A 12702-nucleotide genomic window follows, 5' to 3' on the forward strand; every position below is an offset into this window, starting at 1 on the left:
ATTAAAAAAAGCCATCAATTGATGGCTTTTTTTATAAGAATTGATTGGTTCTAAATAAGAACTTTAATTTTCTTTTTCTTCCAGATAAATTGGTAGTACAGTCCTTGAATAATACACAAACTGACAAATGCTAAGGCATAGGCAAACCAGATACCTTTAAGTCCCCACATTGAGCTAAACCAATAAGCACATGGAATTTCAATAAATAAAATAGCAGAAATATTAATGAGCATAGGGATAGTCACAGTGCCACTTGCACGCATGATTGATGCAAAAATGGCCCCTGCACCAAAAAATAAAATTGCCCAAAGCACAATAAATAAAAGTTGTTGGCCTAATACCACAACAGTTGGGTCGGTAATGAACAGAGCCATGAGGTATTTTGAAAATAGATAGCCCAGTACAATTAAAGCACCCGTAAATAAAAAGTTCATGCCTAAGGCAGTACGAGTCACACGAGATAACAAATCAGGTTTACCCGCGCCAATTGCCTGTGCTGCAAAAATTGAAGCTGCAATTGAAATAGAGATAGCAGGGAACTGAATGTAATTGAGTACCTGATTTACTGCGCCATAGGCTGCTGTAGCATGTGATCCATAGTGATTGACCAATCCGACAATAACTAAGCCTGCCATTGAGGTCGTAATCATTTGAATGCCGGTTGGAACACCTAAGCGCAAAATGATTTTGCTCAGTTCTGAATTATGACGGATATGTTGCAGAAGCTGACGATTCGGTCTAAGCGGATGCTTTTTCTTGTTTAGGTAAATCGCAAGAAAAATTAAAATAGCCACATACCCTGTTATGGTTGCAATAGCTGGTGCAATAATACCCAAAGCAGGAAAGCCGAAATAACCTTTAAGTAGAATTGGGGTAATCACCAAACCAATTACACTGGTTAAAGCAAGGGCAAGTAAGGGAGTCGTGCTGTCACCCACACCACGTAAAATTGATGTGTAAATAATATAAATAAACAGAAGCGGACTACCAGCCAGCATCCATTGCACATAAGGCAAAGAGAGGTGCATGACCTTTGGATCTGTGCCTAATAGCTCTAAAATATCATGTGCAAAAAACACCCCAATAATCGCGGTAATTACTCCACCAATCAGTGTCATAAATAGGGTGGAACCGACCACACTTTGGACTTTCTCTATATTTTGCGCGCCCCATGCTTGCCCTACTAAAACTGTCGTACCAGTTGAAATACCAATAATAAAAGCGAGGAGCAAAAATAAAATAGGGAAAAAAACCGAGACGGCAGCAATCGCATCTACCCCCATCATTTGACCAACGAAGATGGTGTTAATGGTTCCCGACAAGTTCTGCAAAATATTGGTTGCGATCAGCGGCAACAAGAAAACAAAAAATGTTTTCCATAGATTTTGCTGATGAATTAATGACTGTCTTGGTGGCATGTGTTCTCCATCGCCCATCTCTTTGATGAGCGGGGCAGATATCCAACTTAGCATAGTTGGAGCAAATGGCTTGTAGTGTTTTTACTATGCTAAGTGACTAAATTTATTAACATTGATTCAAAATTTCTCCAGCTTTTTGCAGAGTCTCATCATTTTTAGCAAAGCAGAAACGAATTAGGCGTAAGGATTCTGGCGCGTGCTGATAGAAAACTGAAACAGGAATAGCCACAATTTTGTGTTGTTCGGCTAGAAACTGGCACATTTCAACATCGTTCAGGTCAGGCCGAATTTGGCTGTAATCGAGATTTTGAAAATAAGTGCCTTGAGAAGGCTTAAGCAAGAAACGACTATTATGGATCGCCTGATTAAAACGATCTCGTTTAGTCTGGTAAAACTGCGAAAGCTCTTGAATATGTTCTGGATGTTGCTCCATATATTGCGCTAGGGCAATCTGACAAGGTGTAGTGCCACAGAAATTCGCATATTGGTAAATCTGGCGGAATAAACGCATTAACTCAGGTGAAGCGACGCAATAGCCTGTTTTCCAGCCTGTGACATGAAAGGTTTTTCCAAAAGAACCAATCACAAAGCTACGCTCTCTGAGTTCTGGAAAATGCAATGCGCTAAAGTGTTGTTGACCGTCAAAGACCAGATGTTCATAGACTTCATCGGATAAAACCACAATGTTTTTATCTTGAATCAGTTCAATAAGTTCTAACCAGTCTTGTTTATCCCAGATTGTCCCTGTCGGATTATGGGGAGTATTCACCACAATCATACGAGTTTTGTCATTAATCAAATCTTTAACGTGTTGCCAGTTCACCTTAAAGTCTGGAGCTTCAAGCGCAATATGAATCGCTTTACCACCTGCTAACTGAACAGAAGGGCCATAGCTGTCATAACTTGGGTCAAAAATAATGACTTCATCGCCCGCATTGATACATGCTTGTATTGCACAAAAAATTGCAATGGTTGCGCCAGGAGTAATGGTAATTTGCGTTACAGGATCAAGTTGAAGTTGGTCGCGTTGCTGAAATTGTAAAGCAAGCTGTTCACGTAAAGCGAGAATACCATCACCAGGTGGATATTGGTTATGTCCAGCCAAAGTTGCCTGAGCTAAAGCTTCCAGCAGGGCAGGCGGTGCTGGAAAATCTGGAAAGCCCTGCGACAGGTTGAGTGCACCTAGTCGCTGTGCCATTGCCGTCATGGTACTGAAAATAGTAACGCCTTGCGTGGCCAATTTTGACTGAAGCTGTAGCATATTGTTCTCTTATTAAAAATATTTAAAGTTATAAAATTGATTCGATAACCGCCCGTATTACGCCTAGTGTTAAGCCGATAAATGCCCCGACTACAACACCATTCACACGGATCATATGTAAGTCGCCACCGACTTCGTTTTCAATCTTTCCGATCATTTCACGTGAGTCCCATTCATGAATGCGTTCGCTGACATAGCGGATGATTTTATGGCTATATTGGTCTGTAAAATTCAGCGCAAGGCCTGTCATTTCTTTGTTCAACACTTCACGCACTTTGGCATTTTGAACGAGATTTTCACCCAACTGTTGAATAGCGGCCTGAAGGTTCATTGCGATACCAGAGTCTTTTTTCATTAAATCTTCTTTAATGGCATCACACAAAATGGTCACTGCACCACTAATAAAATTCAAGACTTGTGGGCTATCTAAAAGGGCATCTTTCCCGCTGTTGAGGCGTTGACTGGCAGCACTGTCCGGTTTTACCAGCTCAAGCATGAGAGCATGCGCTACCGTTTCAATTTCTTGGCGCCATGGGTGTTCATGGTCTGCCAGCATCGATTCTACTTTTTCAACCAGTGAGTCGATCGTTCGTTGTTGAACATCAATACCAATCCAGCTTGCACCTTTTGCAAGAGACCAGACACCAAGTGCCTTAAACATTTTTCGGGTTAATTCACGGGTCTTATCTGGATTTTGTACGACCCACTCATGTGCTATGTCGAGACCGCGTTGTAAAACGTCTTGGTGAAAGTCATTTTCCAGCACGGCGCGTAACATTTCACTCGCAAGTTTGTTAACTTGTGTATTACGTACCCATTGCACACTATTGTTTTGCACAAAATTTGCAATTTGCTCTTGGCTGACAAACTCAAAGATTTTCGGCACAGTTTGCTGAATAAGCTGCACCACTTGTGTATTGTTTTGAGGACTTGCCAGCCATTGACCAATTGCGAGGCTTAAGTCAGTTTTTTCTAAGCTTCGTTCTACCACTTGAGGTGAAAGAAAATTTTCCTGTACAAAACGGCCCATTGACTCTGCAATACGCGCTTTATTACGTGGAATAATTTCGGTGTGATCGCGTAGAAATTTAGGAATGGGTAATTTACCAAAGGGGTTCCGAAACAGAACTGTAATGGCATACCAGTCAGCTAATCCACCAACTACACCAGCTTCTGCTCCTAGCATCAAAATATGAATAAATTCTGTGTATTCTGGCAGAAAGCGATCGGCCACCATCAGCGCAACCCACAGCACAATCACGATGATAAGCGCTAGAGTGGCAAAATATTTGCTACGTTTAAGACTGGGCACGTGGTGAACTTCTTCTGCCATGTTCATAAATTTATCCTGTTCATTTTTGTTTTACTGGCGGCTCAGGCGGGGGCAACAGCTCTCCTGTCGGACTCAATCCATATTTTTGTCCGATTGATTTCAAGATCAATGTCGCATCAAAAGCGTCCTGAGGAGCCTGCTTTTGATCCCGATAACATTCAATAGTATACGACACTTGAACAGGGTCGATATTGACCACTTGTGGGTAATCATAGAACGGATCATGCCAGAAACCAGGGTAGCGACGACCGTAACCATATGGGTAAAAGCTTGGGGCAGATGGATAGACCACAGCCTGACGTGGCGGTTTCTGACTTTGATTACTTGGATCATTTTGCACTTTAAAAAAGCGGAAGCCTTTTTGTACCGTCGTTTGTGCTGATTTTACCAAGGTAATTTCTTCGGCTGCGCCATAACTCATGTTTGGGTCGGCTTGAAAGCTGATCCGAAAAGTTTGTGCATTGAGAGGATAGGCCGAGAATTGTCCGAGTTGGTCAAAGGTTCTTGGTTTACTTGGCGTTGTCGCACAGGCAGTTAAAGTTAAGGCAGTGCCTAAAGCTAAACAAAGAGAGAGATATTTCATGATGAACTCCCAGCTGAGCATTAAAGAATGGATGACTCAGCGTTAAAAATTAAGAAGTTTTAAAAACTACTGTTGGGTTCTAATAAAAATTCGGTTTCCTCTGGAGTGGAGACACGTCCAAGAATCGCATTGCGATGAGGATAACGTCCAAAGCGATCTATAATCACTTTATGCTTTTTCTCAAAGCTTAAGTTAATTTCATTGCCGAGGCGTTGAAATAGTTTGAAGGCAAACTCATGGATCAATTTTGATTCACTATGCATAAACGGCATATATAAAAAAGAGCGTTGCTCTGGATTAAGCTGTGCGTCCAATTGCAAACTAATAGCTTCTTGTGCCAAAGCTAAGGCTAAGCTGTCATAGGCAAAAGATTGGGGCTGATCACGATAAATGTTGCGAGAAAACTGGTCTAGTACAATAATCTCTGCCAGACGGCCTTCAGCCGTTTTTCGCCAAGACCAGAGTTCTGCTTGAGTTGCCTGTCGATGAACGTCAGAAAAATTTTCACGAATTTTTTTGTCAAAATCATCACTTTTTGCAAACCAAAGTGAACGGTGTTCAGGTGAAAACCAGAAGTTTAAAATGTCTTGATCGTTCATGATATTGACAACTCTTTAGCAATTATTCTTCAATAAAATCACAATTCTTTCGTGTCTTAAATAACAAGATTGTGATAAAAATTGCCAAACTGGAATGATGTGAGTATATAAATAGCCGTATCATCTCACGATTTTGTATATAGTGATCTTTAATAAGCGAGCAAATGCATGAGTCAACCCACTACACCATCTCAATCAGTTATTCCTGCTTGGGTGGATTCGTCGCTACTACAAGGCATGTTACGTGGAATAGAGCGTGAAAGCCTACGTATGCAAAGTAATGGGTTCTTATCGCAAGAGTTACATCCAAAAGCATTAGGTTCGGCTTTAACACATCCGCAAATCACGACTGATTATTCAGAAGCATTGATGGAGTTTATTACCTCACCAAAGCCAACGATTGGTGAAGCTTTGCATGAGCTCACTGATATTCATGCGGTTGTGCATCGTCATTTAGAAAATGGTGAAAAACTCTGGCCGCTGTCTATGCCATGTATGTTAGACGACAATGAAGAACGGATTCGTCTAGCGCAATACGGCACTTCTAATATTGGTCGCTTTAAAACACTATATCGCCGTGGTTTGGGAATTCGATATGGTCGTCGTATGCAGACGATTTCAGGTGTGCATTACAACTTATCTTTTCCTGATACGCTTTTTGCTGAATTGCAGGCACAAGAAACAGATGAACAATTAAAATCATTAAGTTTGCAGGATTATCGCAGCCATCGTTATTTTGGCCTCATTCGTAATTTTATCCGCTTAACACCACTGGTTATGTTTTTAGTGGGAGCGAGCCCAACAGTATGCCGCTGTTTTTTAACCGGACATAAACATCAGTTGTTACCTTTAATCAAAGGTTCATACTATTTGCCGTATGCTACAGCTTTACGTATGGGGCGCTTGGGCTATCAAAACTCTGCTCAAAAAAGCTTGGGTATTCATTACAACAATTTGGCTGGCTATCTGGATGGTTTACAAAAAGCCGTTCATTCTCCTTACCCACCATTTAGCCGTTTAGGGTTAAATGATGCCGCTGGTGAGCCGTTGCAAATTAATGACCATGTTTTGCAGATCGAAAATGAATATTACAGTCTGGTCCGTCCAAAACAGGTGCCTCAAGCAGGTGAAACGCCGTCTCAAGCCTTAAAAAATCGAGGGGTGGGATATGTTGAGCTACGTGCTGTTGATGTAAATCCATACTCGGCAATTGGTGTTGATGAAACAACGGCAGGCTTCCTTGAAGTGTTAGCACTTTATTGCTTGCTAAGTGACAGCCCAGAGTTGTTAGGCCCTGAGCAAGACTTGATTGAAAAGAACCAGACGGAAGTGGTAAACCGAGGTCGTGCGCCGAACGCAACTATTACAGATTCAAATGGGTCTTATCACATCGAAGACTGGGCACGTTTGTATATTGCTCAAATGCAAGATTGTGCAGAATTACTCGATCAGACTTATGCAACAGACTTATACAGTTCAGCATTGGCAGTCATGCAAGCGCGAATTGATGAAGTTGATGAAACTTTATCTGCCCATGTCATCGACGATACGTTAAAGCATGGTGGAACTTGGAGTTTTGGTAGCCACATGGCGCAATTACATGCTGAAAGTTATGAACAGCATGAGCTTAGTGTGGAAACCTTGAAACATTTTGAGCAATTGGCTGCACAATCTTTACAGCAGCAAGAACAACTTGAGCAAGATACTCAGGTCAGTTTTGACCAATATCTTGAACAATATCGATAATAAAATGAGGTTTTACATGCGATTAAGTTACCGTTTGGTGAGTGGACTACTTGTTTTAGCAAGTATTGTCGGCATGTCTTTTGCGTTGTATCTGGAACATGTAAAAGGTTTAGAGCCTTGTCCGCTCTGTATTTTTCAACGTGTCGGCTTAATGGCAATGGGCCTTGTGGCACTGATTGCATTTTTGCATAACCCAGTTTCTAACGCGGTTAAACGCTTTTATGCATTTTTGGCTGGCATCGCGATTTTATGGTCAGTGGGTGTGGCAGGACGTCATGTCTGGCTACAACATTTACCACCAGATCAAGTACCAAGCTGTGGTCCGGGCTTAAACTATTTAGTTGATGCCTTACCAATGAAAACAGTTTTACAAGAAGTCTTGTCGGGTTCAGGTGAATGTGCAGCAATTGACTGGACCTTTTTAGGTCAAGCTTTACCAGTTTGGTCACTGGTCTATTTCATTCTGCTATTACTCGTATGTTTATGGCAGTTGTTCCGTTTTTATCCAGTGTTTAAGACTGCTAAAAAGTAAGTTTAAACAGATTAAAAAAAGCCCAATATTATGTTGGGCTTTTTTTATTGTTTTAGAATTAATCAAAATATAAAAAAATAAATTAAAAAAAGCATAACAATGTAGACAGATAGTTCTGTTTTTTATAAAGTGCAGCCGTTTTATATCCTTATGATTATAAAAAATGTTTTTTAATATCTTTAATGTTTTGGAAAAAATAGGATTAAGTGCACAGAAACGCGCGATCCACGTGCAATTTTCTAATGAATTGCTTAATCACCAAGTTTTTTTACAACGTATAGAAGGCCAACATCAGCTAAATGGGGGAATTGAAGCTGAGTTAATTTGCCTTTCGACGAGTGCCCAAATTGCATTGAAGCAGTTTATAGGCGTTCAGGTTGCTGTTGATCAGGTTACAGATTCTGGACAATTATTTCGAACTACAGGAATTGTGACTGAAGCCAGTTATGGCCAGAGTGATGGCGCTTTAACGCTTTATAAATTGACCTTAAAAGATGCGACAAATTTATGGCACAAACGCCGTAATAGTCGTGTTTTTATGAATAAAAGTATTGTAGAAATCACGGAAGTTCTATTCAAAGAATGGCAAGAAAAAAGTCCACTTTTTGCGACAAGTTTAAGTCTAGACCTGAGTGGGTTAAGCCAAAGTTATGATACTCGTCCATTTATCATGCAGCATAATGAATCCGACTATGACTTTCTTACGCGTTTATGGCGAAGTGAAGGCGTTAGCTGGCTAATTGATGAATCAGAGCTTTTCGTTCCTCATTTTACTGCTCCAGTACAGGCTCAAAAGCTTAGACTCATTGATGATAATAACCAGTACCAAGCTTTAGCACGCCGTAGCATTCGCTATCATCGAAGTAGTGCGACAGAATATCAAGATAGTATTACGGGTTTTGTTGCGGTGCGGAGTCTGCAACCGACTGCGGTACATGTGCAACGCTGGCAGCCCGACGCCTTAGCACAAGAAGAAGGCGCTGGTTCCGTCATCACTACCCATACACATTCAGATAACTTTGATTCAGCGAGTTTAAGCCTTGAACAAGCATGGCACATGAGTCCCGCTTGGATGCAAGATTTAAAAGGTGAGGATCAGGCTACTGCTTCAACCAGTAATCAGCTAGAGAAACTGAATCAGCAATTTAATGACATGTATGCAAGTCAGGCCAAATACTTTAAGGCTTATAGCAGTGTCAGAGATAGCCAAGTCGGCTATTGGTTTAATCTTCGAAAGCATCCTGAAGTTGATCAACATGAAGGGGCTGATCAAGAGTTCCTGATTATCGCTAAAAATTTCTATAACCAAAACAATCTACCTAAAGATCTCCATCAGCAGGTCAGCCAGTTATTAACCCAAAGTCGTTGGGACAAACACGGTTATGACGATATTGAGCGTCAAGGTAATGAGCTGACTTTAATTCGCCGTCAAATCAAAACGACACCTGAATATAATCCAGAACAACATCGACCAATTGCCTACCCACAAAGAGCGAAAGTCGTAGGGCCAGAGGGGGAGACTATTCATGTCGATGAATGGGGACGCATTAAGGTGCGTTTTCTATTTACCCGTAGTGATGATCATGGACATGATGGTGGCGCAGGTAGCAATGACAATGATACAGATTCAGCTTGGGTTGATGTCCTGACTCCTTGGGCAGGAGAAGGTTATGGCGCGCGCTTCTTACCGCGTATTGGTGAAGTAGTTGTAATAGACTTCTTTGATGGCAATATCGATCGTCCATTTGTGACGGGACGAATCCATGAAGCACAGCGTTCACCGACCAAGTTTGATATAAAAGGACAGCTTCCAGATACTAAAAAACTCAGTGGTATTCGCAGTCAGGAAATCAGTGGTAGTGGTTTTAACCAATTACGATTTGACGATACGACAGGGCAAATCAGCACTCAACTACAAAGTAGCCATGCCGCAACACAGCTGAATTTAGGTAATTTAAGCCATCCTAAAGAACAAGCGACGAGCCAAGGTCGTGGTGAAGGATTTGAGCTTAGAACAGATGCATGGGGGGCGGTGCGTGCAGGTAAAGGGATGCTCATTAGTACCTATGCACAAGAGCAGGCAATTGCAGATCACTTAGAGGCTGCTCAAGCACAATCCTTACTCTCACAAGGCTATGAAAGCATGAAAATGCTCAGTGATGTTGCAGCAAAGCAGCAAACTGATGCCTTGAACGTGATTAACCGGTTGCCTAAATTCATCCAGTCACTTGAGCTAAAAACCACAGGGCAGGCATTAAATAGCACGGTAAATCTATTTAAAGAAGGGATTAATAACGATCCTATTCATGCGTTAAAAGACTGCGGTGGCTTTATTCAAGACATGGGTGCTCTAGGTGGCGATGCAAAAGGAGTTGTAAATGAATTTAATACTTTCTTTAGCGATGCTAAAGATGCGGTAGAGAATTTAAAAGCCTTTATTGAAAATGTTGAAGAACATGGCGCTGATATCGTTAAAGGTAAACTCGCAAGCATTAAAGATCGAATTCATCAAAATCCATTTGAAAGTCTTAAAGAGGTCAGCAAAGTCTTAGCCAATGTCGAGACTAAAGACTTTGATTTGATGAGTGTATGCGGAACTTTTAGTAAAGGTAGCAAATTGGAAGTGACACCTTCTAAAGCATTGGGTTCTTTGCAAGGCTTTATGGAGGGTTATACCCAAGGTTTAGAAAGTAGCTCGGATGCGAAACAGCAAGAACAAGGCAAAATTTTTAGACAAGCCCTTATGTTATTAGCATCGCCAAATGGTATTGCTTTAACGACACCTGAAAATATTATTCTGCAAGCTTCGCAAGATATTGCTGAAAGTGCCAGTGGTTCAATTAATTTAAGCGCACAGAAAAGTATTATTGGGCATGCACAAGACAAAATTAGTCTGTTTGCTGCACAAAAGGGTTTCCGCGCTTATGCAGCAAAAGGAAAGCTCGAGCTACAAGCGCAAGATGATGCTATTGAAGCGATTGCCAAGAAGGTCATCAAACTCATTTCTACAGAAGAAAAAATCGAGCTTACAAGTCCAAAAGAAATTGTATTAACGGCAGGTGGGTCACAGCTCAAAATTAATGCGGATGGCGTATTTTCAACAACAGGCGGTAAGTTTGAAAGTAAAGCTGGGCAGCATTTGTTTACGAGTGGGGCTAAGGTTTCTTATGAGGTTCCTGAGTTGCCTAGTTCTTTTGATTATAGTAATAGAATTGATTTGTATAAGATTTTTCAATGGAGTGTTTTCGAAAATATTAAATATAGCGCAATTTTTGAAAATCAAAGAGTTACGCAAGGGAATTTAGATGAATTAGGAAGAACAGAAAGATTCAAGAGTAGTACCCCTGATAAAATGAAGGTTTTAGTGGGATATAGTGCTGATAAATGGCATAAAGAAACAGAAGAGTTTGAGGATTTTGATGACTATGAAATCCACAATGATTCTAACTTAAATAATAATTCTAATTAAGGGGAGAGAAAATGAATAAGAAAGGTTTAATTCAGTTTAGGTTTGTTGAATTATTTACTGGTAATAACATACCTAATTTATATCATGTTATTAAGAATGAAAAGGGTATAACTATTGCTTCCGGAATGACGAATAGTAATGGCTTAACAGTAATGATAAGTAGAGATGTAGGTGATACTCTTTATGTATATTTAAAAAATATTATAACAGGTGATTTGAAAGAAAAAGTTAGACACACTATTGTTTATAAAAAGGAGATAGTAAGAGTAACATCATCAAAAATACTATTAGATAATATTACCTTAGCAAAATCAACGAATAAACCTGGTAATTATAGATATTTAACGCATAAAGTAAAAAAAGGAGAAAATTTATCTTCAATTTCTCATCGATTTAATTGTAAAATTAGTGAAATTGTACATTTAAATAAATTAAAAAATCTTGATCATATAGATGTTGGACAAATTATTAAAATTCCATATAAAGGTGCATCGAGTGATACTAAAAAAAATCCTGATAACAATCAATCTAAGCATGAAAATAATAAATCATCTTCTACTCAGAAAGTAAATTCACATGAAAATAATAATAAAAATACTTCAGATAAACCTCAAAAAAGAATAGAGTCAAAAGATATAACTGACGAATATACAAAAGAGTCAGGAAAACCAATGAAAGTTGCTACTAATGCAACTTCACCATGTATTTGTAAACAATATAATTTGGCTTGGGGATCTAAAGTTAGTTGTGAATTTAGGAAAAGAGTTATAAAAATAGCACAAAATTTGTGGCCTAGTGATTCAGAGAATATGGCAAGCCAATTAATGGCTGTTATACATTTAGAGTCTGCCGGTACTTTTAGTCCAAAAATTGGAACTTTTGTCAGCAAAAAATTAACAGATGATGCTAAAGGTGGTTATGTTGGTCTTATCCAATTCGGAAAATTTGCTTCAATTGATTTAAAAGTTAAAAGATCTGATTTAGCAAAAATGTCAGCCGTACAACAATTAGATTATGTGGAAAAATACTATAAACTAAACTCTGCTCATACAAAGATTAAAACTCTAACTGGATTATATTTATGGGTGAATTATCCTAAAAATGTCAAAGAAAATCGATTAGAAGATGAAGATATTGTGTATGCGGCACCTAAAGACGCAGAAGTAACTTCTAAAAATTTTTTAGAAAGCCCATATCACCAAAATCCTAGTTTTATGAAAGAGAATGATGAATATAAACGGGATGGCAAAAAAGTTATTAAACAAGGATTTAAAAATGGTTCAACTAAAGTTTGGGAGGTTGAACAAGAAATTAAAAAACATTTAACCGAAGGTATAAAAAGTCAAAATTTAGAGAAAAATTATAATTGTGCATACATAAATCATACTGAGATAAAAAATACTCAGAAAATTAATTTGGAAAAATTTGCTGAAATTTTAAGAAAGAGAGCTAAAGAAAAAAGTCAACATCAATGTGCAAAATATGTAAGAATTGCATTAGAGGCTGGGGGAGCCGACACTTCAGGACATCCTATCGCAGCATCAGATTGGGGGCCAACTCTCAAAAAAATAGGTTATAAAGAAATACCTGAAGAGTTTAATAAACCTCAATTAGGTGATATTTATATCATCACCAAAACTGATAAGCATCAATATGGCCATATTGCAGGCTATGATGGTAGCCAATGGATTTCTGATTTTAAACAAAAAGGTTATAGAATTTATAGCGATCATGTTAACTACAGATATTTTAGAATGTAAT

Annotated in this window: 9 protein-coding genes; 4 read left to right on the plus strand and 5 right to left on the minus strand. The window is 39.3% G+C overall.

All coding sequences use genetic code 11. From position 1 onward, the window contains the following. Window positions 1-50: 50 nt before the first annotated feature. From KTH84_RS10560 to KTH84_RS10580, 5 genes are all read right to left on the minus strand, one after another. Entirely contained in the window at window positions 51-1418 is a 1368-nt protein-coding gene (locus KTH84_RS10560; RefSeq protein WP_262473075.1) for an MATE family efflux transporter, read from the minus strand. 106 nt (window positions 1419-1524) lie between these two features. Then, window positions 1525-2679, minus strand: a complete 1155-nt coding sequence (locus KTH84_RS10565) for a pyridoxal phosphate-dependent aminotransferase (protein WP_262473076.1) — start codon at window positions 2677-2679, stop codon at window positions 1525-1527. 28 nt (window positions 2680-2707) lie between these two features. Next, window positions 2708-4018: a DUF445 domain-containing protein gene (locus KTH84_RS10570; RefSeq protein ID WP_262473077.1), complete on the minus strand. Its 1311-nt coding sequence runs from the start codon at window positions 4016-4018 to the stop codon at window positions 2708-2710. A gap of 13 nt (window positions 4019-4031) precedes the next feature. After that, complete coding sequence (locus KTH84_RS10575) at window positions 4032-4595, minus strand: CC0125/CC1285 family lipoprotein (RefSeq protein WP_004640061.1); 564 nt, start codon at window positions 4593-4595, stop codon at window positions 4032-4034. 59 nt (window positions 4596-4654) lie between these two features. After that, window positions 4655-5194, minus strand: coding sequence for a DUF924 family protein (locus KTH84_RS10580; RefSeq protein WP_262473078.1), 540 nt, complete (start codon window positions 5192-5194; stop codon window positions 4655-4657). 168 nt (window positions 5195-5362) lie between these two features. Here KTH84_RS10580 and gshA point away from each other — a divergent pair, with 168 nt between their 5' ends. From gshA to KTH84_RS10600, 4 genes are all read left to right on the plus strand, one after another. Continuing rightward, window positions 5363-6940: a glutamate--cysteine ligase gene (gene gshA, locus KTH84_RS10585; protein ID WP_262473079.1), complete on the plus strand. Its 1578-nt coding sequence runs from the start codon at window positions 5363-5365 to the stop codon at window positions 6938-6940. A gap of 16 nt (window positions 6941-6956) precedes the next feature. After that, on the plus strand, window positions 6957-7472 hold the full coding sequence (locus KTH84_RS10590) for a disulfide bond formation protein B (protein WP_262473080.1): 516 nt from the start codon (window positions 6957-6959) through the stop codon (window positions 7470-7472). Between the two features lie 163 nt (window positions 7473-7635). Further along, a complete protein-coding gene (locus tag KTH84_RS10595; protein WP_262473081.1) occupies window positions 7636-10941 on the plus strand; it encodes a type VI secretion system Vgr family protein in 3306 nt (1101 codons plus the stop codon). 11 nt (window positions 10942-10952) lie between these two features. Beyond that, entirely contained in the window at window positions 10953-12701 is a 1749-nt protein-coding gene (locus tag KTH84_RS10600; protein ID WP_262473082.1) for a LysM peptidoglycan-binding domain-containing protein, read from the plus strand. Window position 12702 lies beyond the last annotated feature (1 nt).

Origin of the sequence: Acinetobacter sp. WU_MDCI_Abxb74 (assembly GCF_025513915.1) — a bacterium.
GTDB classification, from domain to species: domain Bacteria; phylum Pseudomonadota; class Gammaproteobacteria; order Pseudomonadales; family Moraxellaceae; genus Acinetobacter; species Acinetobacter calcoaceticus_C.

Bases quoted from the DNA above. Each gene is read 5' to 3' on its own strand.
- KTH84_RS10560 (WP_262473075.1), bottom strand. From the start codon at position 1,418: ATGCCACCAAGACAGTCATTAATTCATCAGCAAAATCTATGGAAAACA.
- KTH84_RS10565 (WP_262473076.1), bottom strand. From the start codon at position 2,679: ATGCTACAGCTTCAGTCAAAATTGGCCACGCAAGGCGTTACTATTTTC.
- KTH84_RS10570 (WP_262473077.1), bottom strand. From the start codon at position 4,018: ATGAACATGGCAGAAGAAGTTCACCACGTGCCCAGTCTTAAACGTAGC.
- KTH84_RS10575 (WP_004640061.1), bottom strand. From the start codon at position 4,595: ATGAAATATCTCTCTCTTTGTTTAGCTTTAGGCACTGCCTTAACTTTA.
- KTH84_RS10580 (WP_262473078.1), bottom strand. From the start codon at position 5,194: ATGAACGATCAAGACATTTTAAACTTCTGGTTTTCACCTGAACACCGT.
- gshA (WP_262473079.1), top strand. From the start codon at position 5,363: ATGAGTCAACCCACTACACCATCTCAATCAGTTATTCCTGCTTGGGTG.
- KTH84_RS10590 (WP_262473080.1), top strand. From the start codon at position 6,957: ATGCGATTAAGTTACCGTTTGGTGAGTGGACTACTTGTTTTAGCAAGT.
- KTH84_RS10595 (WP_262473081.1), top strand. From the start codon at position 7,636: ATGTTTTTTAATATCTTTAATGTTTTGGAAAAAATAGGATTAAGTGCA.
- KTH84_RS10600 (WP_262473082.1), top strand. From the start codon at position 10,953: ATGAATAAGAAAGGTTTAATTCAGTTTAGGTTTGTTGAATTATTTACT.